The following is a 24988-nucleotide window of genomic DNA, read 5'->3' on the forward strand; positions in this document are numbered from 1 at the left end:
AAAAGTCAGTCGCGCGGTTTTCTTCACCCTGCAAAATTGACATTGATGATGCCCGCAATCGCCATCCACTTCAACTGTGACGAGAACTTCCGATAGGCGGGTGCAACCCATGTCTCGGACGTCGTCGCGCGCCCTCTTACCGAGTGGCCAAGAGGTCGACGTCCTGCTGCGCCCGAACGTCCCAGAGGTCTGCCGAACAGGACCATTCACAAGGAGACATAGAAATGACTATTCGGCTACTTGCCATCGCCGCCGCTCTGGTTGCGCTGACAAACTCATCGAGCCTTGCGGCCACCGTGCAGTTGAACGTCGCCGGCGGCCAGCTGCTGGGCGCCAGAAACGTCGATGTCAACGGCACGCTCTACGATGTGGAATTTGTCGATGGCACCTGCGTGGCGCTTTTTAACGGGTGCACCAGCGCATCCGACTTTGATTTCTCGACGCGCACTCTGGCCGTTGCAGCGGCCACAAGTCTCATGAACACGGTTTTCCTCGATGGACCCCTGGGAGATTTCGACAGTGATCCTGCACTGACCGCGGGCATTGAACCAAACTCTTTGGACTTTGGCTTTATCAGTGTTCCGTATGAGTTCCGACCGGGATTTATGAGTGCAGGAACAATCAACTTTTGGAATGAGCCTGACGACACCGACCGTCTTTCAACGCTCTCTTCCATAAAACTCACGACTGATACGTCCAATTTCGACGAAATTGTCTTTGCCCGTTTCACCCAGTCGCAGATCACCGCTGTTCCCCTTCCTGCGGGTGGGCTTTTGTTGCTTGCCGGGCTTGCCGGGCTCGGATTGGTTCAAGCGCAGCGCAAGACAGACGAAGCTCACTGACACCCGACTGAAACTCAAAGGACGGCTTCTTTGAGGCCGCATCGCGCGCCATGGATGACTGCGCCCACGCGGAGGCTTTCGCGGATGAGACCAACGGCCCCGTCGCCGCTGGCGCAGGACGCGCGCCCGTGGCAGAGGGTGGCTTCGGCCCTGCGACCGGCACGCAGTGGCTGACCGACCTGTTGGCCATCCTCTCCGCCGGGCTGATCTGCGGGGTGCTCACCGCGATGTTTGCCATTTCTGCGGCAGCGCTGCTGTTTGCTACGGTGCTGAGCACGCACATCACACTGGCCATCGGCATTTGCCTCCTTGGCACCATCGTGCTGAGCATGGTGATCGCACTCTTCAGTTCGTGCCCGGGAATGCTGTCGGTGACGCAAGAAGTGACTGTCGTCACGCTGGCCGTCATCGCGGCTTCAATCCACGGCACCATGTCCGCGGAACACAGCGAAGCCGAAATCCTGGCCACCATCATCGTGATGATCGGACTGGCAACAACGGTCACCGGTGCAGCGCTCCTTGCGATGGGAATGTTCCGCCTGGGCAGGCTGATCCGCTTCATTCCCTATCCGGTGCTGGCCGGGTTTCTGGCTGGTATGGGCTGGCTGATCGTCTCCGGAGCCATGGCGGTCATCCTTGGCACCCCTCTCTCGGCACCGACCCTGCCCGCGCTGTTTGAGACCGCAAACCTGATCAAATGGCTCCCCGCTGTCGCCTTCGCGTTTGTCGTGGATCTTGCCGCCCGGCGCAGCGGATGCCCGATGGTCCTGCCGCTTGCCATTGCAGCCTTCCTGGTCGTGTTCCATGTGGCGGTCTGGGTGCTCGGCCTGCCGATGACTGAACTGCAAGGCCAAGGCTGGTTCTTTGCGCCTGCGCAGGGCGGCAGCATCACCCTGCCATTTCAGGGTAACCCGCTGGCGCAAGCCGATTGGACGGCGATCTGGTCGGAGCTTCCGAAAATCAGCGCCCTGCTGGCGATAAGCGGCGCGGCGCTGCTCTTTGCATCCAGCGGCATTGAATTGTCTGTGCGCCGCGACATTGATCTGGACCGCGAGCTGCGCGCCGCTGGCCTTGCGAATGTGCTCGCAGGTGCGGGGGGCGGGGCCGCAGGGTTTCAGGGGTTGGGCCTGACGATATTGGCGCATCACCTCGGTGCGTCCTATCGCATCACGGGTCTGCTTGTGGCGGCCGTTTGTATAGCCATTCTGCTCTATGGAGCGACCCTGCTCAGCTTCATTCCAATCCCGCTCTTTGGCGGCCTTCTGCTCTGGATCGGCGGCGGCTTGCTCTATGAATGGCTGATCGGCATCTACGCAAAAGTATCGCGCCGTGAGTACCTCATCGTCTTGCTTATCCTCGCGCTGATTATCAATGTCGGACTTTTGGAGGGTGTGTTGGTGGGCGTTTTCGCGGCGGCGGCACTCTTTGTGCTGGAATATGCACGCGTTGAGGTTGTGAAATACGCCATCAGCGGCGAAACCTTTCAAAGTCGCGTGGAGCATCATCCCGATGACCAAGCCTATCTGCGGAAAAACGGCTCGAAAATACACGTGTTGAGGCTTCAGGGATTCATCTTTTTTGGAAGTGTGCAGCAGGTGTATCATCGTGCGCGACGGTGCTTCGAGACCTCGGACGTTCGGTTCCTGGTTCTGGATTGCCGGGATGTTACGGGCTTTGACTCCTCTGCCATTCAGAGTTTGACCAAGATGTGCGGGATGGTTCGGGAAAAGGACTGCAGGCTGATCGTCAGTGGGCTCAAACCGGCGCTGTCCCAAAGGCTGAACAGGCTGATTTTGGGAGACATGCATGGCTCGGCCGTTTTGCATTTCAGTGAGACAGACCAAGCCGTTGCATGGTGCGAAGACTGTCTGCTGCATGAATGGGAGAACCGCCCCTGCACGCAGCACACCCAGCGGTTTGCTGATCGACTCGCGCGCGATCTGGACGATCCGCACGCGTTTGAAGCCATGCGGCAATACCTGGAAAAAATCACGTACAAAGCGCAAAACCGCATTATCAGGCAAGGCGAAGGGGGGACAGATATCTATTTTATCGAAAGTGGTTTTGTCAGAGTTCAGCTCGAGACCCGGGATGAACAGCCAGTGCATTTGCGCACACTGGGTCCAGGCACGACTGTTGGTGAGATGTCATTCTTCTTGCAGCGCGCCCGAACCGCTTCTGCAATTGCAGAAACCGAAGTAGTTCTCTGGCGGCTCAGTCACAACGATTTATTCCAGATTGCGCGTTTGCAGCCGGAACTGGCCCACGCACTCAGCAGTCACTTCATTCGCACGATCGCCGAACGTCTCGATCAATCGAACGCACTTGTCCGATCCCTGATCGATTAAGCCGTCTTTCTCAAAAGAGAACCAACCATTGTTTCCCGGAAGCGTCATGTTGGATGAGGGGGCTCTCAGATCACTACGACAAACAAATTTCAAAGCCCGCCCGATATCTTTTTGGGAAGCAAACGGATTCAGGCGGGAACCTGACCGCGCAATTATTCGCGCCCGTTTCTCTTAGCTTCAACAAACCGATCGCTTTTCTACATCAAACAGAATTTTCGACCCTGTCGCACTAAATGGCTGGCGCAAAGCGAATAAAGAGGGTGTTGGGTTCAGGAACACGTCGTTAGCAGTTGAACGCCAGGGCAGCGAACTCATCGACCATCGGCAAGTAATGATAAATACCAGACCTTCCGTATTCTGGTTTTCCGCTTGCTCATTGGCCTCCCGCGATGGCGCATTTGAACAGGTCCGTTCGTGTGCACGAAAGCTGGCGGTCAAATGGAGGCCGCTTGTCACATGAAGATCGAATTGTGCAATACCCGAAGATGGAAAGCATGCACCGGAGCAAGTGGAGAGACTACCTCAGTTTCACCCGAGTGATTGCATGAGCTTTGATACACTGGGCGTAGGAGTTTGAGACTTGAGGTCGGTATCTTTTCGGAGCGGCAAATACTAGCAAGGAGGCGAGCGAAGATTTGATATTCAAAGCCGTTTTATCCGCAGAGAAATGCACTCCTTTACAGCGAAGTATTGAGCACGATGAAAAACACAACACGAAAGAGACCGCTCAGCTTGCTTTGCGGGTTCCTGGCATTGCTGATGTTCTCGCCCGCTGCCCAGGCCGCACCTGTTCGATTTGATTTCTCAACCACGTGCACGTCAGCATGCAGTCGCGCCGGCCTCGACGTTGGAGACGCGCTGACAGGCTACTTTTTGTTTGACAGCGCTGGATTTAACGTCGGACCGCGGATCGGTTACCAGAGCGAGGACGTGATCGATTTTTCGATCACGGCGGGGAACCTGACGATCGATCGTGCTTCCTCTGCCGGGTTCAATTTTTCCACTTTTGACACGGGGGATGACAGTGGAACGCGGATAGATCGCTGGTCTTTCGTCACCTCCACGGCACTGTCAGGTTTTGGTGGAACCGGGTTTTCCGTGTCCAGTGAAGGGTTAACCCGCGCCACCGCAGCCAGCAGGCTCGTTCAACTGTCAAACAGCACCTTTCTCTCCTTCCGGAACGGCAGCACGGCTAATTTCCAGGCCGTGGGGCCCATAACCAGTGTTGCAGCTGTACCGCTGCCACCTTCCGTGCTGATGCTGGGGGCGGGTTTGTTTGTACTCGGGCTGTCGCGTCGAAAAGGTCGTCTGGACAAAGCCGATAGCAATGGCCGCCGTTTGTAAAAAAAGGCCGCGACGATCTGTTGAGAGAGCATTCTCCATTCTTAAAAATGTTGCGCTGCTTCCGAACGTGAGCTTTGGCCGAGTGCCATCCAAAGGCCTCCTCCGATCGGTGCAGACTTCCCGATTGAGTCATGAAATGACGGAGGGCGTGCGTCGCACATAGTGCCGATTTCTGGAGGCGAAACGCCCCGTGACTGATCAAGACGGCAACAGTCTTTGCCCTGAATTCCCCAGTCAAAATCAGCCTCCGCATTACCGGAGAAGCGGTATCAGCCGGAAAGAATTACGGTCAGAACGCCAGGATGAAAATAGACGGTTTTGGAGATCGCAGCTGCTCCGACTGTGGCCGCTGCCGCATCTGCGGGGAAATCTGGTAGACGCAGCCCGCTGCGGCAGCGCTGCTAGCCTCAGGCTCTCACGTCCGGCCGACACCAATGGCGCAAATCACTCCTGTGCGCCGGGCAATCAAGACGATGATCGACGTTGTCAAAAACTCAGTCCACGGGAGCGCGACCACCGGCATTCACTGAATCATAGACGGCATCCGGCGACAGCAGCAGCTCGGTCTGGCCTGTAACCTTGAACGTGCCGGCGATCATCCTGAAAAGCTCTTCGGTAAGTTTCGCCACGTCCTCGGCGCCTCCGTCATGCAGCGCTTCGGTAACGATCAGCGCGCGTGCCGTCTCGGCGGACACAGCCGATTTCCGGCTCTGACGGTTGGCCCATCGGCGCGCGTGAGCGTAGCTGTCCTCATCTGCGAATATAATCTCACCGGCGTCTGGCGTTTCGGTCTCGCCAGAAAAGGCGATGTAGGCTTCGTCGCCTTTCGCCTCTCTGACCTCAAGATCGCCAGCCACATGATCGAGATCGAACACAGCCACAGGCAAGGCATAGGCCACGGAGGTGGCGTTGCACAGGTCTATCAGGGGATGCAGCTTGGGCAGCGAACCGTCCTTGCGCAACCGCCTCAGCAGGGCCTCTGACGCGCAACGATACTGCGTCGGTTTCAAACCCATCGTAGAATATGCGCGTCGCCAGGCCTGTATCTCCGGAAAGCCGCTCTCTGTCTCCGCCTCCAGCCTCTTGAGGGCCCGTGCGGTCAGCTCCGCGACCTCAGCCTCGACCGTGAAATCCGACTGGATGCCGTCCACTTCGATGATCCCCGTTACTCTTTCGGGAAAGACGTGTTGCATGTGTCGTGAATAGAGAAAGCGCATGGTGACCCCTTTCCTGGCGGAGATACTGCGCGCCTTATGGTGCCTCGGTATTGAATAATATTGCAGGTCAGCGGATGGCTGATCTGGCAAAACACCCCGGTGTCAAGCCGAACTGGCGAGCGAAGGTTCGTGTTAGATGGCTTTGATCCGAGAACCCGCAGGCAATGGCGGTATCTGCAAGTGACGATCCGTCCATGATCATGTCCTTCGCCCGTTTCACGCGGTGTTGGGTGAGATAGGCATGAGGGGTTGCGCCCAACTCGCGCGAAAATCTGCGAAGAAGCTGGAACTTGCTGATGTGCGCTGCCCTGGCAAAATCAGCGAGCGACAAAGGCGCTCCCCAGTCCTGACCTATCATGTCGAGGACGGTCTGGACTTCCTTCGAGCGGAGGGACGTTTGCACGGTATCGCCGTCGCGATGCGGTTCAATCTGAGCAGCAAGCGCCAGCATCACCGACTGCTCGGCATGATTACGGTCGAGCATGTCAAACGTCACGGCATTGATGGCGTTAATGGCCAGCTTCAAAGCGCGTCTGGACTTGTTGACCGGACGCGAGAACTCCGCGTTTCGGACCGGGACTTCGGTGAAGTCTGCTAGCGTGGCGGGAGACAGATACAACATGCGCCAGTGACGCGGGTATCCGTGGCGACCGATCCCGTCATGCAATTCGGCTGGATTGACGGTAATCGTGTCGCCCGCTTCTGCTTCGACCAATCCCCGCCCGCTCCAACTGTCCTGCCCGCCCGACACGATGTAGCCAAAACCGAACTCATCGTGGGTATGCCGTGGAAACGTGCGATCCGACTTGATAGAGATCGCGTCGATTCCAGGCAGAATGGTTTGAAGGCGGCTCGATTTGTGCATGTGTTGTCAATAGCATGTTGGCCGACTTGAGGTCCATTGGCCACTCGTAGGGACGATCGAAAACGGCCACTATCAGAGCCTCATTGGATAGCAAGAAAGTCCGCATCTCTGCCGTATGTTCTGATCGCAACGAACGTCCGCAATGGCGGCGCAAAGAAAAACAGTCACGAATTGAATCTATCGCGAATGACGGTTCGCTATCCGAAAACACGTTTCATGTCGCGGTTAGCTCAGGTGCCGAGAACTCGGACAATAGTTGGCTTCCATTCGGGGTGTTGTTTCTTTGTGAACGCAGACTGATGCGGCTCCGCCGTTTCGCAAAGCTCCATTCGCTCCGCGAAACGTTATGTTCTTGCCGACACACCGATGTAGGGAAGCGCGTAATGTTTCGTTTGCCCTCTTGGAAAGTCAGATAGTTAGGAGAGTTTTGTACGCATAAATCTTCGCGGACTTAGCGCAAATAATTTCGGCTACGCAGCGCTAAACACCAATCCTGGGAATTGGTTCTTGGCTCTCTAAACGTCGAGCACTGAGTAATTGGCAAAAAGTCACTTACAAAGGGGCTAATTGTGTAATGCACCGAATTCGTAAAATGGGCGGATTCCCGACCTTCTCGACACTAGAAACTAGTGCCAACTCTGCGGACAAACCGGACATGACGTTGTTGGATTGATTGCAATTTAAATATACTACTTCAGGTTATAATTTGTTTGTCTGGAGACGCATGCATGATCGAACAACCGGTTACATTTGCTTTGCCAGTTCCGTGGGAAACACAGCAATTCACGATCGAGCGCTTTGGCGACGTCTCCTTTTTCGTTGGACCAAATGGTAGTGGAAAATCGCGTTTTTCCGAGACCTTAAATGCGGTTCTTCCAAACGCACGAATGCTAGGTACAGATCGGCTCGAACGTATGTCGGTGACTGGTCTTTCTAACTTCTTCGGAGACAACTTAAAAACTGGACTCCAAAAAAATCACTTCCAACATTTTCGCACAGCTGGTCGTCAAGGCTCAGGTATTGATACGTTTATCATACTCGAAGAACGACCCGACATTAGAGTTATTGTCGAAGCAACACTGAGTTCGCTTTTTGGTCGTGAAATCGTACTTGAATGGGACTCTGGAAATCTCGTTCCAAAAGCGCGGCTTGCTCGAACCGGTGCATATTATCGAATGGACCGAGATGAATGCCACGGCATTCGGGAACTCTTGGTCCTTCTCACTCATTTGCATAATGACGAACACCAGTTTCTGATTGTTGATGAGCCTGAACTAAACTTGCACCCGCAGTTCCAGTCTTTTTTTGTCCAAGAAGTTCGAAAGGTTGCAGGTACTCATGAACCCGGTACGAGCCGCAAGGGTATAATCCTAATAACACATTCGCCATTTATATTGGATCTCCGAAGCGTAGACGATATGCAGACCATTGTCTGCTTTTCTACGGACCACAGTCCTCCAAAATATATTGGCGCATTAGCGGAAGCGGAACGTGCCCGTTTCGCATCGCTTGTCCCGCGACTCAACGTTCATCACAAACAACTATTCTTTTCTGACAATCCAATTTTCGTGGAAGGAGTATTTGACGCCCAAATAATCGAAGCGATACAGGAACGCCGAAATACCTCCATCACCGCAGCGGGAAGCTGCCTTATTGACGTTGGAGGTTGTGAAGAAGTGACTAAATATGTCGAACTATGTCGCCACTACGGGAAAAACGCCTACTTTCTGTTCGACCTTGATAGTCTATTTTTAGGAAGTCTTCGACGGTGTATTCGCGAAGATGGAAGCATAGCGGAATTTCTTGCAAGCCTCGGTCTTGGGGCTGATTTTGCTGCCTATTGTGGCGCACTTGACCGCGAATTAACGGACGCAGTCAGAACTATCGAAGGTTCTGATAATGCTGTCGGTGTTATAGAGACGCTTCAAAATTACTTTCGGTCTATCACAGAAGATAACAAGAAACTGAAGCGTCAACGCGTAGCTGTTCTTATCGAAATGGCCGCTGATCGCGACGCAATTGTAGCACTTTTGACAGAGCCAGTTGTCGCCAGTATCGAAGGTCGGCTGAGTCAAATAAGGGCTGCGCTAAGGACAAAAAACATCTTTCTTCTAGGGGGTGGTGCGCTTGAGCATTATCTGCCCTCATACTCCGGAGAAAGATACGATCTCACCGACAGCGCAAAGAAAGTAGCTGTTATGGACGAGGTCGCGTTGCTTGCAAGTGGAGCTATAGATGACAACTTGGAAGATAGATATGGTGAACTATTCCAGTGCATAGCTGCATTGCCTGCCAAACCAGCAGTAGACACAGAAAGAGTGCTTCGTGCTTATGTCGGCGACTATATTCATGAACTCCAAGGGATTGTGGTCGGAAAAGCTAACTGGGATAAAGCTCAGATCGAAGCTCATTTCACTATGGCCCAATCTGGAATCGCCAAGCTGATAACTCTCGAAGAATTTGAGAGAAGAGGAGAGAGAGAGTTCAACGCTATCCTAAAAATCTCCGGCCCAAAAGAATTAAGAGTAGACATCTCACACGAAACAAATGCTGGCATGCATAGTTTTACATTCAGGAGCGAACCCGCAGCTGAGCCTGATGCTGCTCCAGGACCCGTAGCGGTGCGATGATGATCAGATAGGAGGCCACCTACAGTCTATTTCTGCTGGTCGTGGAAACGTAACGAACGTCAGTTTGGGGGGGCGTAAAACGGTCATCTGATTATTGGCGAACGAACTTCCACTTTGGGCCGTCAGTGAATGCATCCAAGGTAATTCTCACCAAACCGCTGCATTGCTGCTTCCGAGACCTGTTCGCTTGCGCTTTCGTCTACAAATAAGCCCCACGGGCAAACGTCGACCATAGCTGGATCGATGTCATCGCTCAGAAGCTGTTTGTTCCTAGCCAGGAAGGCATAGCGAATGCCCGCCCACATTTCGAAGCCGAGTTTGACTTCTTGGCTATCATAAATGCTGTCTCCCGGCGTATCGAGGACAACTTTTTTGGTTACATGGCCCAGTGTTTCCAGCAGAATCGTACTACACGTGTGGGCTACAAGGTCAGCGAGCTGAATGCCCAAGTGCTTTTTCGAGTCTTGCTCAAAATGAAAATTGCAGCGAGCGAGCTTGGCTTCTTTTGCGGCCAAATCAGCCGCTGATTTAGGCGATTTAAACAACCCTTCGTCAAAAAATACTTCGTGATCTTGCCCTTCAAGACTGGGGTGGGTCAGGGCGAGACTTAGCAATCTGAGTGCTGCAGGTCCCAGCCTATTGTCGCCATTTACAACGCATACGGCGACCTTGCAATGTCTGCCTACATAGTACTTCATGGCATCTCGTAGATCTCGAAGCCGGTTGTCTCCCGCCATCTTGGCCGAAGACTTGTATTCAAATTCTTTGGGATTGAATCGCCGCTCTCGGAAGACCGAACTAAGATAGCCCGACGGATCAGCTTCGCAGATCACAAAAGCAGCCAGCGAAAACCCAAAACGATGATGTTTGCTGTCGTCAAGGTAAAGGTATGCCATGTGGCTGTGATACGCGCGCTCGGCTTGCCGCAAAAGATTTTTCTCGCAGCAGATTGAATTCAGCATGCCAACGTCTGCTTTGCGGCAGCGTATCAGTAAGTCCATGACCTCTCAGGGCCGATTGTAACGTTACTTCATACCCATAGCTGTCAGGCGCGCCGCGGCACTGAAATCTGCGTTTAAAGATTCTGGCCCCGAACGTTCTGTAAGCTTACCGTGGTAGGCCAGTCGCAAATCGTAAAGCACAGCAAGTTCATCAATACCGTTGGGTACCATCTTTAGGAATGCATCGCCAATTTCAGGTGTATTGGTCCCGCTTGTACTTTCTTCCGCACTAGTTAATTGACCTGATAGATTGTTTGCTGGCCACGGAAGAGCAGAGACATCTGAAAGAATTAGGATTTCCATTTCGGTTGGCAGTTGAGCCAGAACGGCAAGGTCTTTGCTGACCCGATCAATTGCGTCGCCCAAAGCTTCAAGCTCAAGTTCCACAACAAACGTGAATTTGCTGCCTTCTAAGGTCGAAGTCGATTGTAGTTGAGGCCAGCGAGTCCTTTGCTCAAAGAATTCATGATCAATTGAAGCCGGATCAGCGTAAATGTACTGCTCAAAATCAATTCCAGCACCGACGTCAGCAAGCAAATTTGTTTCGAGGTTCCATCCCGCGAGGTAGTTTGCCTTCGACTTATGGGCATCTGTCTCAAACACAGATTGCTCTAGGGGAAGGATGCCGATTGGGAGTACCGCAGCTTCGGTTCCATAAATGGGTACACGAATTACAATCCCATCTCCATAGTCCCATCGATTTGATGCAATATAGGAAAAGAATGGATATGCTACTTGGTTCCGTTCTAAAGAATTTATCCAGGTTAAATGATCTTTGTGACTTATATACTTATGATCATCGTCAAGGCTTACGGCGTCCGATACTTCATCGAAGCGCTTTTTGATCTCGTTCGTCACATGGTCTGGTAGATTCGTAAACTCCCAATGCAGTTTAAGCGTTTGTAGTGGTTGCGATCCGACGGCAAGCCGCAAAGCCTGAAGTCGGTTTTGAGAAATACGTTGTTCCGCTGCAAACGCATCATTTGCGCTCTTAATCGCCCGAGAGCTGATATTGATCGCTAAACCAATTACGATCAATATCATAGCAACTTGCCCTGACTTTGTTAAAGCACGCTTGCCGGCTCCACGGTCCTCAGTTGTTTCATGGAGCATGCCCCAAGCTGACGAAAAAGCTGTCAGCGCCAAGCCAGCGTATGCTAAAATCTCTAGACTTAACAACATTGTAAAACGATACGCACATTTTCAATTTGATTGTGTTTTCTGACTTTACACTAAAATCAGGTTCGGGTGCGTAACTAATGGGAGGTATGGGGTACCTCGCAGCAATGAGATGTTCTGATCAACAGTGGGGCACGATTTTCCGGATCGACTCGAAATCCGAAAACCTGATTCAGGACGAGGTGAGGCTCATGTCCCTACAACTCAGACAGAATGTTGGGTTCCGTCTAAGCTATTGAGAATTATGAAGACAGGTTGATGCCAGCCCACCGTCTCGCAAAATCATATGCGCTGGTGAAACGTTATGTGCTTCCCGACAAGGGATCAGATGTCGAGATTGGCGACAGTCAAGGCATTGTCCTGAATGAACTCGCGGCGCGGATCGACTTCGTCGCCCATCAGTTTGGTGAAGATGTCGTCGGCGTCGTCCGCTTCCTTCACCTTGACCTGAAGAAGCGAGCGGACATTGGGATCCAGCGTCGTTTCCCAGAGCTGTTCCGGGTTCATCTCGCCAAGCCCCTTGTAGCGCTGCAGCGAAATGCCCTTTTGGCCAAAGGTGTAGACATGGTCCAGGAGCGCACGGGGGCCACGAATTTCGGTCGGGACATCCTTCCGCCGCAGGACGGCTGCCTTTCCATAGACCTCGTTGAGGTGCTCGGCGTGCGCCGCAAGACGGCGGGCATCGGCTGAATCGAGAAGCGCGGCGTCTATCGTGGCAGCTTCCTCGACGCCCCGGACCGTGCGCCTGAAAACGAGGCTGCCATCGTCCTGCGCCTCTCCGGTCCAGCCCCGCTCGAATTCGTCTGCAAGGATATCCATGCGCCGGGCAATATAGGCGGCAGCTTCCGCCGCCTTTTCGCGATCGTCCAGGATCTCCGCGGTCAGCGCACCGGCAATCGCAGCCTGTTCGACAACGTCGCGGTTGTATCGCGAATGAAGTCCGTCGAATATTTCGGCAATCTTGCGGGCGGTCTGGACGACATTCTGCAGGTCCTGCCCCATCCGGACCTCACCATTGGCGAGCGTCAGCGTTGTTTCGTCGAGCCCCTGCGCAATGAGGTAGTCCTCCAGCGCCTGCTGGTCTTTCAGATACTGCTCCGAATGACCCCGCTTCACTTTGTAAAGCGGTGGCTGCGCAATATAGACATAGCCGTTTTCGATCAGGTCAGGCATCTGCCGGAAGAAGAATGTCAAAAGAAGTGTTCGGATATGAGCACCGTCCACGTCCGCATCCGTCATGATGATGATTTTGTGGTAGCGCAGTTTCTCGATGTTGAACTCTTCTTTGCCGATACCGGTACCGAGCGCCGTGATAAGCGTTCCGATCTCGTTCGAAGACAGCATCTTGTCAAAGCGCGCGCGCTCCACATTGAGGATTTTGCCGCGCAGCGGCAGCACCGCCTGGTTTTCTCTGTGCCGGCCCTGTTTGGCCGAGCCGCCCGCGGAATCACCCTCCACCAGGAAGAGTTCGGCTTTGGATGCGTCCCGCTCCTGGCAATCGGCAAGCTTGCCCGGCAGGGAGGCGATATCGAGAGCGCCCTTGCGCCGTGTCAGTTCCCGTGCCTTGCGGGCGGCTTCACGGGCGGACGCGGCTTCGACAACCTTTGAAACGATGGCTTTTGCAGGCGCCGGATTTTCTTCCAGCCAGTCATTGAGGTTCTGCGAAATCAGGTTCTCCACGACGGGCCGGACTTCCGAGGAAACCAGCTTGTCCTTGGTCTGTGAGGAGAACTTCGGATCGGGCACTTTCACGGACAGAACACAGGTCAATCCCTCGCGGCAATCGTCACCGGAAAGCGAGACCTTTTCCTTTTTCATCAAACCCGTGGATTCCGCATAGCCGGTGACCTGCCGGGTCAGTGCGGCGCGGAAGCCCGCAAGGTGCGTTCCGCCGTCACGTTGCGGGATGTTGTTGGTAAAGCACAGGACGTGTTCATGATAGCTGTCGTTCCACCACATCGCCGCTTCAACGGTGATGCCGTCCTTTTCTGCCTTCATGGTGATCGGCTCTTCGATCAGCGGGTGCTTGGCGCGATCAAGGTAGCGCACAAAGGCTTCCAGCCCGCCCTCATAGAAGAGTTCCTCAACAACATCTTCAACACCGCGCTTGTCGGTCAGAATGATGCGTACGCCGGAATTGAGGAAGGCAAGTTCCCGCAAGCGGTGTTCCAGCGTGTTGAAATCGAACTCGGTCTTGCTGAAGGTCTCGGCAGACGGTTGGAACGTCACCTCCGTTCCCTTCTTGCCGTTTGCCGGGCCGACTACTTCCAGTGCACCTTGCGCTTCGCCATGCGCGAAGGTCATGAAGTGCTCTTTGTCGTCGCGCCAGATCCGCAGGTCGAGCCTGTTGGAGAGCGCGTTGACAACCGAGACACCCACACCGTGCAGACCGCCTGAAACCTTGTAGGAGTTCTGGTCGAACTTCCCGCCTGCATGAAGCTGCGTCATGATGACCTCGGCAGCCGAGACGCCTTCTTCAGGGTGCATGTCGGTCGGGATCCCGCGGCCATTGTCCGAAACCGTGACCGAACCGTCCGGGTTGAGCGTAACGGTCACGTGATCAGCATGTCCTGCAAGTGCCTCGTCGATCGCGTTGTCGACCACCTCGTAGACCATGTGATGCAGACCCGAGCCGTCATCGGTGTCTCCGATATACATGCCTGGCCGCTTGCGCACGGCATCGAGCCCCTTGAGCACCTTGATGGAGTCGGCTCCGTATTCGGTGCCGTTTTCAGTTTCCGGGGTCGGATTAGGCTCTGACGTGGACGTGTCGCTCATGCGAATCAATCACCAATCGTTTTGTCTTTTCTCATCCCGTTATACGGGGTTCACCGGTGCGTTCAACCGCAGGCGGGCTGTCGCGAAGCCAGCGAAGCGATTATGGTGGAAAACCATAAGATTCAGGCGGATTTAAGGGGTCTGAGGACCCCTGATCTGCCGGCTGGTGCCTGCTGAAATTTCAATGATCTCTGACGCCGGCGGCAAGGCCTCGAAAAGGGCCTCATCCGTTCCTGTCATGAACACCTGCCCGCCAAGTGAACTGAGCTTTGAAAAGAGGGCGGCCCGGCGGTTTGGATCGAGATGCGCGGCGACTTCGTCGAGCAGCAGGACAGGTGTCATGCCGCTCACTTTTGCCGTCAGCTCAGCGTGGGCAAGGATAAGCCCGATCAACAGCGCCTTTTGCTCGCCGGTCGATGATTGGGACGCCGGCATGTCTTTCGCAGCATGGCGCACCTTCAGGTCGCTCAGATGCGGCCCATTCAGCGTGCGTCCGGCAGCCCGGTCCCTGGCGCGCCCGTCAGACAGGAGTTGCCGATAGCGTTCTTCCCGATCTGCAGCGCTCAGGCCTGAGGTTTCGGTCTCGAAGGCACCTTCGAGCGTAAGCGCGGCGTGAGGGAACGGCAGCGACTGTGCTGCCTGGTCCTCTATTGTGCGCGACAAAAGCCCGACCGTTTCCTGGCGCGCGATCGAAACGGCCGTCCCGACGTCGGCAACCTGCTGTTCGAGCGCGCTTAGATAAGCATCCGCACCACCCTGATCCAGAAGCCGGTTGCGTTGCCTGAGGGCATTTTCGAAATCGGCGACCCGGCGGCCATGCGCAGGGTCAATCGCAAGGGTCAGGCGGTCCAGAAACCGGCGCCGGTCCGATCCGGAACCTGTGAACAGACCATCCATGGCCGGAACAAGCCAGAGGACGCGCATGTAGTCGAGAAGCGCATCGGAGCCGCGAACCTCCTGGCCGTCGATCCTCACCTTGCGGCCTGAGACGCCGGCAACGAGCCCCGTTCCGATTTTCGTCTCCAGCCCATCCAGGAGCACGGTAGCCGCAACGCTCCAGTTGCCGCTTCCGCCAGAACGGGCGGCATCTGCCAGAGCGGCGCGGCGAAGCCCGCGCCCTGCGGTCAGGAACGAGATGGCTTCGAGGATATTGGTCTTGCCGGCGCCGTTTGCACCGACAAAGGCAACCATGTTTGCCGCGATGGGCATGGTCAGTTGCGTGTAGTTGCGAAAATCGGTCAGAGACAGGCGCGTGAGTTGCGCTGTCCGGAATTCACTCATCGCGCAACGCCTGCCTTACTTGCCCCTCGCCATGGGATCAGACACGCATCGGCATCAGAACAAACAGGCAATCGTCGACCGTGTTGTCCTGGATGAGCGTTGGCGAGCCGGAATCTGCAAGCCGGAACAAAGCCGTATCACTGCTGAGCTGGTTTGCGATGTCGAGCAGATAGCGCGAGTTGAAGCCGATTTCGAGCGGGTCGGCGTCAAATTCAACGGCGAGTTCCTCGGTAGCGCTGCCCGAATCGGGATTGTTGACCGTGAGCACCATCCGTCCCTCATTAAGGGCTAGTTTGACGGCACGCCCACGCTCCGACGAAATCGTCGAGACGCGATCAACAGCTTCCTTGAACTCGTCGCGGTCAACACGCATTTCCTTGTCATTGCCCTGGGGGATAACCCGGCCATAGTCCGGAAACGTGCCATCGATCAGTTTGGAGGTAAGCACCACAGACCCGGTCGTGATCCGGATCTTCGTATCTGAGAGTTCAATCTGAACATTTGCTTCCGGGTCTTCCAGGAGTTTCTGGATTTCGCCGACCGTCTTTCTCGGTACGATGATGCCGGGCATTCCGGAGGCGCCTTGAGGCGCGGGGACCTCGGCCTGCGCAAGACGGTGCCCGTCGGTCGCGACCGCACGGAATTGCTGGCCGGACCCGGCATCGACCGTGTGAAGATAAATGCCGTTCAGATAATAGCGGGTCTCTTCTGTCGAGATGGCAAACTGCGTTGTATCGATGAGTTTGCGGATGTCGGCGGCAGACAGGCTGAAGCCGTGGCTGAAATCGCCTGCCGTAAGATCCGGAAAATCGGTTTCCGGCAGCATCTGGAGCGTGAATTTCGAGCGGCCCGCGCGGATCTCCAGGGTCGAATTGTCTCCGGTCGTCTCGAGCACAACCTGGGAGCCTTCCGGCAGTTTGCGCACAATGTCGTAAAACATGTGTGCCGGCACCGTGGTCGCGCCCGGCATTTCGATCATCGCCGGGACGGTTTCAACGATTTCCAGGTCGAGGTCGGTTGCCTTCAGGTTGATTGCGCTGCCATCGGCGCGCAGCAAAACGTTTGACAGGATGGGAATTGTATTCCGCCGCTCGACCACCCGGTGAACGTGGGTCAAGGACTTGAGTAGGTCGGTCCGCTCGAGGGTCGCTTTCATACGCTTCTTCCATACTCGTGGGGGGCCAGGTCGCGATTCCTGACCGGCTTGGACATTTGGGCTCCCATCGGGAGCGGGGGAAGACACTGCCCTTAACCGGCGTCAAAAGCAAGGGGGCGTCCGGTGTGAACGCCCCCAATCTTGATTGAAAATCGTGCAATTCTGGCGTTATGCGTCCAGCATGCGTTTGAGCAGTTCAAGCTCCTGCGCAAGGGCGTAATCAGCGCGTGCCATTTCTTCAATTTTCCGCACCGCGTGAAGCACGGTTGTGTGATCTCTGTTGCCGAAACGGCGGCCGATTTCAGGCAGCGAGCGCGGTGTCATGACCTTCGCAAGATACATGGCGATCTGACGCGGGCGCACGATCGTCCGTGTGCGGCGGGCCGAAAGAAGATCAGCCTTCGTCACGTTGTAATGTTTGGAGACGACGCGTTGAATATCTTCAATCTTGACGCGACGCGGTTCGCTGGAGCGCACCAGGTCACGCAGCGTCATTTCAGCCATTTCCTGGGTAATTGGCTGGTTGGTCAGCTGGTTGTGCGCGATCAGTCGGTTCAGTGCTCCTTCCAGGTCGCGGCCGGAGGAGGCCACGTGGCGCGCGACATAGTCCAGAACGCTGTCCGGAACATCGAACTGAGGATAGGTCTTTTTGGCTGTCTCGACGCGCGATACAAGGATATTGCGGCGCAAAGTGAAATCCGGTTCCTGAATGCCGACAACAAGTCCCCCGGAAAGCCGCGAACGAACCCTGTCGTCAAGCGTGTCAAGATCCGAAGGTGCGCGGTCGGCTGCGACAATAACCTGACGGGCACCGTCGATAAGTGCGTTCAGTGTATGGCAGAATTCCTGCTGAACCTGCTTGCCGTGCAGAAACTGCATGTCATCGATCAGGAGGAGGTCGATCGTGCGCAGAGTGTCCTTGAAGGCAAGCGCGGACTGCGATTTCAACGCCGCCACGAACTTGTACATGAAATGCTCGGCCGTCAGGTACAGCACCTTGTGGCCGTTGGCGCGTGCTTTTGCCGCCACTGCCTGCATCAGGTGGGTTTTGCCAAGTCCGACGGCGGCGTGCAGATAAAGCGGATTGAATGTAACTGATCCACCTGCTGCCACCTGGCGGGCCGCAGCCAGTGCGAGATTGTTGGATTCGCCCTCGACAAACGTTTCAAACGTATATTTCGGATCGAGAGAAGCGCCCTGCAGGACATCACGTGTGCTGTCTGCATTGGAGTCGCCTCGTCCAAGCGCCGCTGTCGCCGCCTGTGCACGGGTCACCTGCGTCGCGTCGGCAAGCGCATCCGAACGTGCATCGGTCGAAAGAGATTTAACACCACCGGGCGCAGCAAGGCTTGGCTGGCTGACCGGGGTCTGACGCGGGCGAATGGCGCCGCGAACGGTCAACTCAATGCGGTGGACATTGTCGCACTCGCGCTGCCAAAGACCCATAAGCTGGTCATTGTAGTTGTTTTGAATCCACTGTTTAAGGAAACGGGTCGGAACGGACAGCCGCACAGTGCCGTCTTGATGTTCCTCAAGGTCAACGCGCGCGAACCAGCTGGTAAACACATCATCGCCCAATTCCGCGCGAAGCTGCTTTTTTACCCGCTTCCAATGTTCAGAGCCGCCTGCCTCCTGAACCTGCATGTCATTTGCCTCCTGTACTATGAAGACCGTCCGCCACAGTCGATCTTCGACGCCTTGCTGCTTGTGCAGCTTTATTTTGTCCCTTTTGGGACGGTTATTATGTGGGCGGCAAGAGCTCTCCTGCCACCTGACCCTTTCGTAGGGCTGTTATACTAACTTTGGATCCAGGGCAGTCCGGAAGCCTTCCAACCGGACTGGGTTCCGCGATGACTGTCCGCATCAAGCGGACCTTCGAAACCATCAGAGATATTAAAGCAGTGTGTATGTCCGGCCTGCGTGAGCGCCATGGCCGCAGCCTGGCTTCGGACGCCGGAGCGGCACAGAAAATATATCGGAGCGCTCTGGTCAAGTCCTTTTTTGATCAGATGGTCGGAAACAGTGCCGGTGAATTCTTGATTGGGTCCGGAAGGTGGAAAACCCTGCCATTCTACAAGGACGGGTTCCTTGCCGATCGGGCGCAGATCCGGAATGCCCACAAACGCCCATTCGGCCTGTGTGCGAACGTCGACCAGCGTTGCATCTTGCTGGTTGGCCAGCATGTCGAATGCTTCCTGCGACGTGACGTTTCCAGCGTAACCACCCTCGTTGCGCACAATTTCCCCCTTCAGTAGCAAATAGCTACCGAGTAAAAGTATTATCAAGAATTTCGGGATAGAGAATTAGTCCAAGTTGGAGCTAAATACCCGTGTGATCGAATACGTATATGTATCCAATCCATGATATTGCCGCCACGTGCTCAGTTATAGATATTTTAAACTTATTCATTTTTGATCCAAGCACCATTTTCAAGTTATTTGCTGGTCTTCGTCGCCAGCCGTGAACTTAATATACAGAGGAAGTTGAAGGGGGCAACCGCGTCTTTGTCGATTTTCCGATATGCCCCGTTTTTGCCGCTTCGGTGGAGATATTTTGCGATCTGTGGGTGAGGCAGCAAATGCTTTTTGCAGCAATGACTTTTTGCATTTTTGCTGATTGTCACAATTCGAAAACGACAAATTTAAAAAAATTTTCAGCACGAATAGCTTGACTCGTTCCGAATCCGGTTTGATCTAGAATGCTGACTCCTACATGTGTATAAGTAATTGAAAATAAAGAATTTTTTGTGACACCATCTTGGCTGTAAAAATTAACGATATTGGCCGTGCCTGTTGACAAATCTGGTCATCCACAAAATTGCATGGCTAAAAAAAAACCCGGCAGTCTTGCCGGGTCTTCTTAACGGTCCTGTGACGCTGGAATCATGCGCCAAGCGACTTGATGCGGGCATTGAGGCGGGAAACCTTCCTCGAGGCCGTATTGGCGTGCATGACGCCCTTGGAAGCAGCGCGCATGATTTCGGGCTGCGCCGCCTTGAAGGCTTCGCTGGCAGCGCTCTGGTCGCCGGAAGCGATTGCTTCTTCAACCTGGCGCAGGAAGGTCCGTACGCGGCTACGGCGCGCTTTGTTCGTGGCCGTCCGGCGGGCAATCTTGCGGGCCGCCTTCTTGGCCGATGGTGTGTTGGCCATGGGCTCAATCCTGATCGGTAATTGGGACTAGTGTCCGGTGGCGATCGGGACCAATGCGCAGAGGCGGCAAGACCCGATCAAAAAACAACGGCGGCGGAATTCCGCCACCGATTGGGCGCTGCTTATAATCTCGCTTGGGGCCGCCGTCAACGGCTTTATCGTTGATACCAGTAAGTTTATTTGTTGCGAAACTGCGGTGTGCGCTTTTCCGAAAAGGCGGTCATCCCTTCTTTTTGGTCCTCAAGCGCAAACATGGCCTGAAAAACCCGCCGTTCAAAGCGCACGCCCTCGGAAAGCGTCGTTTCATAGGCCCGGTCAACGCTCTCTTTGGCCATCATCACCACAGGCAACGAGAATTCGGCAATTTTCTCCGCAGCCTTCAGAGTTTCCTCGAGCAGATCGTCCGCTGGAACGATGCGGCTGACGAGGCCGCTGCGTTCCGCTTCGTCTGCGTCCATCATGCGGCCGGTGAGCACCATCTCCATGGCTTTCGACTTGCCCACAAACCGCGTCAGGCGTTGCGTCCCGCCTGCGCCGGGGATGACGCCGAGCGTGATTTCGGGTTGGCCGAACTTGGCGGTGTCGGCAGCGATGATGAAATCGCACAGCATCGCCAGCTCGCACCCGCCGCCAAGAGCATAGCCTGCAACGGCGGCGATTATCGGCTTGCGGTTGCGCGAAACCCGGTCGAAGGGTGTGATCAGGTCCGTCTGGTAGGCAGAGGAAAAGTCGTGCGGCAGCATCTCCTTGATATCTGCGCCCGCAGCAAACGCTTTTTCCGACCCCGTGATCACCACGCAGCCGATACGCTCGTCCTCGTCGAAACTGTCCAGGGCGGTTCCGAGCTCGGCGATCAGTTCCGAATTCAGTGCATTCAGCGCCTTCGGCCGATCAAGAGTGACAAGTCCGACCTTGCCGCGTTTTTCAACACGGATGTTTTTATATCCCATTTCGCCTGCTCCCAATTCAAGGACATGCCAAATTTACCGGACATGCCTAACCGACCCGGTGCCTGTCTGGCAAGGCTGGCAAAAGGGGGAGGGCGCTATTTGCAGGAGAACTAGGACTGACACTTCGGACAATGAAAAGTGGAACGGTTGGACTGCACGGTGCGCGCAATCGTTCCACCGCATCCGTCTTTCCGGCAGGCGTCCCCTTCGCGCCCGTAAACGGCGAAGGAATGCTGAAAATAACCCAGTGTGCCATCGGTTTGAGCGTGATCTCTCAACGAGGAACCGCCGGCATCTATCGCGTCGTGCAGGGTTTGCCGGATATGGGATGCGAGCTCGTTGGCCTTTTTTGTCGGCCGGCCTGACTTCGTCACCAGGGTCCCGGCCGCGCGCATCGGGCTTAGGCCGCTGCGCCAGAGTGCTTCACACACATATATATTGCCGAGCCCTGCGATGAGCTTCTGATTGAGAAGCGCGGCTTTAAGAGGTGTTTTTCGGTCTCGAAACAATCGTGCCAGACTATCGCCGCTCAAGTCATTTCCCAATGGCTCAAGGCCCAGCTCTTTAAAGTACGGGTGGTCTCCCAGCTGCGCACGCGGGATGAGATCCATGAAGCCGAAGCGGCGCGGATCATTATATATAATGCGTGCGCTTTTTTGGTTCTTCGACATGAGGTGAAAGACAACGTGGTCGTGTTTGGGGTCCTTTCCCCTCTCATGGGTGAACTGTCCGGGCATCGCGGCCGAATGCTCGTTTTCCACCCGAAACGAACCGGACATTCCAAGATGCATCACCAAGACGTCGCCGCTGCTGATATCTGCCAAGAGGTATTTGGACCGCCGCGACAGAGACGTGACGTTTGTGCCCGTAAGCCGGCTTGCGAAACGTTGAGGGAAAGGGAACCGGAGATCTGCGCGGTTTTGGTCGACGGAGATGATATCGGCACCCTCCAGTGTTGGGGCGAGGCCCCGTTTGACCGTTTCAACTTCCGGCAATTCAGGCATTTACAATGTGCTCCGCACTGGTTTCCGCATTGCTTGCGCGCTATAGGCCTGCGTCATATGGCTTTTCGCATCCGGAAAGATAGCGCTTGTGCAGTGCTTGTACTATTGTCCGGCGCGATTTGCTGTGAATTTAAGACACGTATCCGCCAGGAGGCGCATTCATGACGCAACAGGCTCAGGGCCATTCGGGCAGCTCAAGCCGCGCACCGGAAGATATGCCGACAAGTTTCGGATATTCGAAAGTGGCAGAGGGGCAGAAACAGTCTCTGGTGGACGATGTCTTTCATAAGGTCGCCGAGCGCTACGACCTGATGAACGATCTCATGTCGGGTGGTTTCCACAGGGTGTGGAAAGACGCGATGGTGTCGTATCTGGCGCCGCCGAAATCGTCGGGGTCCGGCTGGCGCCTGCTGGATGTGGCCGGCGGGACCGGTGACATTGCGACGCGCACTGTTCGCCGCTCCGGTGACACCGTCGAGGCAATTGTCTGTGATATCAACGACTCCATGCTTGCGGTCGGGCGGGACCGGGCCGCGAAGGCCGGTCTGTCGGACCTGATCACGTTTTCTCAGGGCAACGCAGAAGAGCTGCCCTTTCCGGACAAGAGTTTCGACGCCTACACGATCGCCTTCGGCATCCGCAACGTACCTGACATACCCAAGGCACTGGCGGAAGCCCGTCGTGTCCTGAAGCGCGGCGGACGTTTCCTTTGCCTAGAATTTTCCGAAGTCGACGTTCCGGTTCTCGACAAGATCTATGATGCATTTTCCTTCCGGGCGATTCCGCCGATGGGTAAATGGGTGACCGGAGAAGCGGATCCCTACCAATATCTGGTGGAATCCATCCGCAAGTTTCCAAGCCAGGAACGATTTGCCGAAATGATCCGGGAGGCCGGCTTTGAACGGGTCGGCTACCGCAACTATTCCGGCGGCATTGCCGCCCTGCATTATGGTTGGAAATTCTGATTTATGTCAGTTCCGGTAATGCCATTCTTCCGCTTGGTGCGGGCAGGCTTCGTGATGGCGCGCGAAGGCGTTTTCGGGCTTGTCTCCTTGCCGGACCTGCCACCTGGGCCGCGCATCGGGATCGCAATGGCCCGCCTCTTGGAGCGCCGCGCCGTCAGGGAAAAGAGCGCGGAACTGCGCCTGTCGGATGCGCTCAACAAACTGGGTCCTTCCTACGTCAAACTCGGCCAGTTTCTCGCCACAAGGGCGGATGTCGTCGGCAAGGATGCGGCACGCGAATTGTCGGCGCTGCAGGATCGTCTCCCGGCATTTGAACATGAAGCAGCCAGAGATGCTGTGTCCGAGCAACTCGGGCGTCCGGTGGATGAGATCTTTTCTGAATTCGGCGAGGCAGTTGCCGCAGCATCTATCGCGCAGGTTCATCCCGCTATCATCCGTCATAAAGACGGAACAGAGACAAAAGTCGCCGTAAAAGTCCTGCGCCCCGGCGTCGCGCGCCGGTTTCAGCGCGATCTGGAAAGCTATTATCTGGTCGCCAGGCTGGCGGAACGGTTCCATGCGCCTTCCCGCAGGCTGCGGCCCGTTGCCATCGTGGACACGCTGGCGCAATCGGTCGCCATCGAGATGGATTTTCGCCTCGAGGCAGCAGCGCTTTCTGAAATGGCGGAAAACACCGCCGATGATCCCGGTTTCCGTGTTCCGGTGGTCGAGTGGCTGCACACGGCAAAAGGTGTCCTGACCATGGAGTGGGTCGACGGCCGCAAGATGTCGGACGTCGAGGGCCTGATCGAGGATGGCCTGGATCTTGAGGAACTGGGTGCAGCCGTCATTCAAAGTTTTCTGCGACACACGCTGCGGGACGGTTTCTTTCATGCCGACATGCATCAGGGCAATCTCTTTGTTCAACAGGATGGAACACTTGTTGCAGTCGACTTCGGCATCACGGGCCGCCTGAACAAGCGTGAGCGCAGGTTCCTTGCGGAGATCCTGTTCGGGTTCATCACACGTGATTACAGGCGCGTCGCCGAAGTGCATTTCGAGGCCGGCTACGTACCGCCGGATCAGGATGTCGACATGTTTGCCCAGGCCATCCGCGCGATCGGCGAGCCGATCCACGGTCATGATGCCAGCGAGATTTCAATGGCGCGGTTGCTCACGCAACTGTTTGAAGTGACCGAACTCTTTGAGATGCGGACGCAGACCCAGCTGATCATGCTGCAGAAGACGATGGTCGTTGTGGAAGGTGTCGCGCGCTCTCTCAATCCTAATCTGGACATGTGGCGCACTGCCGAGCCGGTCGTCGGCAGCTGGATCAAGGAGCATCTCGGACCGGTCGGAAAACTGCGCGATGCCGGGGACGTTGTCTCGGCCCTGACCAAAGCCGCAAACGATCTGCCGATCTTCGCCGACAGGATTGGTCATATGTCAGCGGCCATGGAAAAGATGACACGCGACGGACTGCGCTTTGACAAGGAAACCGCCGACGCCATCGGTAAGGCGGAGGCCCGGCACACGCGCTCGGGGCGTATCGCACTGTGGGTAATTGCCGCCTGCGCGCTGGTCTTGACCTATCTGGCAATTTGAGTGCCGTTCGGCCGAGTGAGTGTTACGGGCCGTCCAGCTGACTGAACGCAATCTGTTTCGAAACCGTACGGATTTCATCGGCAAGCGCGCTGTTGTCGATCGTGCGGGAGAGGACCATCCCGCCAATGCACGTGACGGCCAGCCCGATGGCCTTTTCTCTCGTGTGCGGCTGTTCCGGAAGATTATGTTCGAAAAGCCATATCATTGCTCGCAGTAACGACTCGTAGGCAAGACGCGCCTCCGGTGATGCGCGCGCGACATCTGACGGCAAAGCGATCATCGGACATTGGCCCTCAAGATCGCCAAGATGCTGGTCAGAGAGATAGCTAGAAATCATGTCGTGAACCGTTTGCAATCCTCCGTTCTGAGGATCGACACCGGCCTCGTCCCGCCATGTCTTGCCGCGCCCGTTCAAAAAGGAGGCGACAGCTTCGGCGTATAGCTCCTCCTTGTTCTTGAAATGATTATAGAAGCCGCCGCGTGTCAGGCCGGCCTCCGCCATGATCGTGTCGATTGAAACGTCCGAGAACCCATGCCGGTTGAACAGGATCCGTGCGCATTCCACGATGCGGTGCCGGGTTTTGGATTTATGCTCGGGACTGTAGGGCAACGCTCTCTCCAATCGGTGACAGCCACAGACTACTCCGTTTCAAAAAATGTTCTTTAACATAAATTGATAAGTGGCATGAAAGGTC

The 24988-nt window shown here is 55.5% G+C and carries 19 protein-coding genes; 6 read left to right on the forward strand and 13 right to left on the reverse strand.

Going from position 1 to position 24988, the window contains the following annotated elements; all coding sequences use genetic code 11:
- Positions 1-224: 224 nt before the first annotated feature.
- The 3 genes from ABVF61_RS12440 (at position 225) to ABVF61_RS12450 (ending at position 4534) form a co-directional block, all read left to right on the forward strand.
- A complete protein-coding gene (locus tag ABVF61_RS12440; protein WP_353993876.1) occupies positions 225-842 on the forward strand; it encodes a VPLPA-CTERM sorting domain-containing protein in 618 nt (205 codons plus the stop codon).
- Between the two features lie 50 nt (positions 843-892).
- Positions 893-3190, forward strand: coding sequence for a SulP family inorganic anion transporter (locus ABVF61_RS12445; protein ID WP_353993877.1), 2298 nt, complete (start codon positions 893-895; stop codon positions 3188-3190).
- 699 nt (positions 3191-3889) lie between these two features.
- Positions 3890-4534 carry a hypothetical protein gene (locus ABVF61_RS12450; protein WP_353993878.1) on the forward strand — a complete coding sequence of 215 codons (645 nt, stop codon included), beginning with the start codon at positions 3890-3892 and terminating at the stop codon, positions 4532-4534.
- A 494-nt stretch (positions 4535-5028) separates the two neighbouring features.
- Here ABVF61_RS12450 and ABVF61_RS12455 read toward each other — a convergent pair whose 3' ends face one another.
- Positions 5029-5751, reverse strand: coding sequence for a B3/B4 domain-containing protein (locus tag ABVF61_RS12455; RefSeq protein ID WP_353993879.1), 723 nt, complete (start codon positions 5749-5751; stop codon positions 5029-5031).
- Positions 5752-5818: 67 nt separating this feature from the next.
- Positions 5819-6616 carry an AraC family transcriptional regulator gene (locus ABVF61_RS12460; protein ID WP_353993880.1) on the reverse strand — a complete coding sequence of 266 codons (798 nt, stop codon included), beginning with the start codon at positions 6614-6616 and terminating at the stop codon, positions 5819-5821.
- A 728-nt stretch (positions 6617-7344) separates the two neighbouring features.
- Between ABVF61_RS12460 and ABVF61_RS12465 the strand changes: the two genes are divergently transcribed.
- Positions 7345-9246 (forward strand): ATP-dependent nuclease, encoded by a 1902-nt coding sequence (locus ABVF61_RS12465; RefSeq protein ID WP_353993881.1) that lies wholly within the window; start codon positions 7345-7347, stop codon positions 9244-9246.
- Positions 9247-9368: 122 nt separating this feature from the next.
- Here the strand turns inward: ABVF61_RS12465 and ABVF61_RS12470 are convergent, their stop codons facing one another.
- The 10 genes from ABVF61_RS12470 to mutM all read right to left on the reverse strand — a co-directional run bounded on the left by ABVF61_RS12470 (position 9369) and on the right by mutM (position 21744).
- Positions 9369-10247, reverse strand: coding sequence for a DUF3800 domain-containing protein (locus ABVF61_RS12470; protein WP_353993882.1), 879 nt, complete (start codon positions 10245-10247; stop codon positions 9369-9371).
- 24 nt (positions 10248-10271) lie between these two features.
- Complete coding sequence (locus ABVF61_RS12475; protein ID WP_353993883.1) at positions 10272-11393, reverse strand: hypothetical protein; 1122 nt, start codon at positions 11391-11393, stop codon at positions 10272-10274.
- A gap of 357 nt (positions 11394-11750) precedes the next feature.
- Positions 11751-14204 (reverse strand): DNA topoisomerase (ATP-hydrolyzing) subunit B, encoded by a 2454-nt coding sequence (gene gyrB, locus ABVF61_RS12480; RefSeq protein ID WP_353993884.1) that lies wholly within the window; start codon positions 14202-14204, stop codon positions 11751-11753.
- A 132-nt stretch (positions 14205-14336) separates the two neighbouring features.
- Positions 14337-15485, reverse strand: coding sequence for a DNA replication/repair protein RecF (gene recF / locus ABVF61_RS12485; protein WP_353993885.1), 1149 nt, complete (start codon positions 15483-15485; stop codon positions 14337-14339).
- Between the two features lie 37 nt (positions 15486-15522).
- Positions 15523-16641, reverse strand: coding sequence for a DNA polymerase III subunit beta (gene dnaN, locus ABVF61_RS12490; protein WP_353993886.1), 1119 nt, complete (start codon positions 16639-16641; stop codon positions 15523-15525).
- Positions 16642-16809: 168 nt separating this feature from the next.
- The gene (gene dnaA / locus ABVF61_RS12495; RefSeq protein ID WP_353993887.1) at positions 16810-18285 is read right to left on the reverse strand and encodes a chromosomal replication initiator protein DnaA; all 1476 of its coding nucleotides are present in this window, start codon (positions 18283-18285) and stop codon (positions 16810-16812) included.
- Between the two features lie 152 nt (positions 18286-18437).
- A complete protein-coding gene (locus tag ABVF61_RS12500; protein WP_502949955.1) occupies positions 18438-18878 on the reverse strand; it encodes a rhodanese-like domain-containing protein in 441 nt (146 codons plus the stop codon).
- A 645-nt stretch (positions 18879-19523) separates the two neighbouring features.
- Positions 19524-19790: a 30S ribosomal protein S20 gene (rpsT, locus tag ABVF61_RS12505; RefSeq protein WP_353993888.1), complete on the reverse strand. Its 267-nt coding sequence runs from the start codon at positions 19788-19790 to the stop codon at positions 19524-19526.
- A 176-nt stretch (positions 19791-19966) separates the two neighbouring features.
- Positions 19967-20740: an enoyl-CoA hydratase gene (locus ABVF61_RS12510; protein WP_353993889.1), complete on the reverse strand. Its 774-nt coding sequence runs from the start codon at positions 20738-20740 to the stop codon at positions 19967-19969.
- A 110-nt stretch (positions 20741-20850) separates the two neighbouring features.
- Positions 20851-21744 (reverse strand): bifunctional DNA-formamidopyrimidine glycosylase/DNA-(apurinic or apyrimidinic site) lyase, encoded by an 894-nt coding sequence (gene mutM, locus ABVF61_RS12515; protein ID WP_353993890.1) that lies wholly within the window; start codon positions 21742-21744, stop codon positions 20851-20853.
- A gap of 161 nt (positions 21745-21905) precedes the next feature.
- Here mutM and ubiE point away from each other — a divergent pair, with 161 nt between their 5' ends.
- Positions 21906-22709, forward strand: coding sequence for a bifunctional demethylmenaquinone methyltransferase/2-methoxy-6-polyprenyl-1,4-benzoquinol methylase UbiE (ubiE, locus tag ABVF61_RS12520; RefSeq protein ID WP_502949956.1), 804 nt, complete (start codon positions 21906-21908; stop codon positions 22707-22709).
- Positions 22710-22712: 3 nt separating this feature from the next.
- The gene (gene ubiB / locus ABVF61_RS12525) at positions 22713-24293 is read left to right on the forward strand and encodes a 2-polyprenylphenol 6-hydroxylase (protein ID WP_353993891.1); all 1581 of its coding nucleotides are present in this window, start codon (positions 22713-22715) and stop codon (positions 24291-24293) included.
- A gap of 22 nt (positions 24294-24315) precedes the next feature.
- Here ubiB and ABVF61_RS12530 read toward each other — a convergent pair whose 3' ends face one another.
- On the reverse strand, positions 24316-24903 hold the full coding sequence (locus ABVF61_RS12530) for a TetR/AcrR family transcriptional regulator (protein ID WP_353993892.1): 588 nt from the start codon (positions 24901-24903) through the stop codon (positions 24316-24318).
- Between the last annotated feature and the right edge of the window lie 85 nt (positions 24904-24988).

Origin of the sequence: Roseibium sp. HPY-6, from assembly GCF_040530035.1 — a bacterium.
In the GTDB taxonomy this organism is placed as follows: Bacteria; Pseudomonadota; Alphaproteobacteria; order Rhizobiales; family Stappiaceae; genus Roseibium.

What these genes read in the sequence shown, in the direction of transcription:
- ABVF61_RS12440 (WP_353993876.1), top strand. Translation starts at nt 225, where the DNA reads ATGACTATTCGGCTACTTGCCATCGCCGCCGCTCTGGTTGCGCTGACA.
- ubiB (WP_353993891.1), top strand. Translation starts at nt 22,713, where the DNA reads ATGTCAGTTCCGGTAATGCCATTCTTCCGCTTGGTGCGGGCAGGCTTC.
- dnaA (WP_353993887.1), bottom strand. Translation starts at nt 18,285, where the DNA reads ATGCAGGTTCAGGAGGCAGGCGGCTCTGAACATTGGAAGCGGGTAAAA.
- mutM (WP_353993890.1), bottom strand. Translation starts at nt 21,744, where the DNA reads ATGCCTGAATTGCCGGAAGTTGAAACGGTCAAACGGGGCCTCGCCCCA.
- ABVF61_RS12450 (WP_353993878.1), top strand. Translation starts at nt 3,890, where the DNA reads ATGAAAAACACAACACGAAAGAGACCGCTCAGCTTGCTTTGCGGGTTC.
- ABVF61_RS12445 (WP_353993877.1), top strand. Translation starts at nt 893, where the DNA reads ATGGATGACTGCGCCCACGCGGAGGCTTTCGCGGATGAGACCAACGGC.
- ABVF61_RS12465 (WP_353993881.1), top strand. Translation starts at nt 7,345, where the DNA reads ATGATCGAACAACCGGTTACATTTGCTTTGCCAGTTCCGTGGGAAACA.
- ABVF61_RS12510 (WP_353993889.1), bottom strand. Translation starts at nt 20,740, where the DNA reads ATGGGATATAAAAACATCCGTGTTGAAAAACGCGGCAAGGTCGGACTT.
- ABVF61_RS12460 (WP_353993880.1), bottom strand. Translation starts at nt 6,616, where the DNA reads ATGCACAAATCGAGCCGCCTTCAAACCATTCTGCCTGGAATCGACGCG.
- dnaN (WP_353993886.1), bottom strand. Translation starts at nt 16,641, where the DNA reads ATGAAAGCGACCCTCGAGCGGACCGACCTACTCAAGTCCTTGACCCAC.
- ABVF61_RS12470 (WP_353993882.1), bottom strand. Translation starts at nt 10,247, where the DNA reads ATGGACTTACTGATACGCTGCCGCAAAGCAGACGTTGGCATGCTGAAT.
- ABVF61_RS12455 (WP_353993879.1), bottom strand. Translation starts at nt 5,751, where the DNA reads ATGCGCTTTCTCTATTCACGACACATGCAACACGTCTTTCCCGAAAGA.
- gyrB (WP_353993884.1), bottom strand. Translation starts at nt 14,204, where the DNA reads ATGAGCGACACGTCCACGTCAGAGCCTAATCCGACCCCGGAAACTGAA.
- rpsT (WP_353993888.1), bottom strand. Translation starts at nt 19,790, where the DNA reads ATGGCCAACACACCATCGGCCAAGAAGGCGGCCCGCAAGATTGCCCGC.
- recF (WP_353993885.1), bottom strand. Translation starts at nt 15,485, where the DNA reads ATGAGTGAATTCCGGACAGCGCAACTCACGCGCCTGTCTCTGACCGAT.
- ubiE (WP_502949956.1), top strand. Translation starts at nt 21,906, where the DNA reads ATGACGCAACAGGCTCAGGGCCATTCGGGCAGCTCAAGCCGCGCACCG.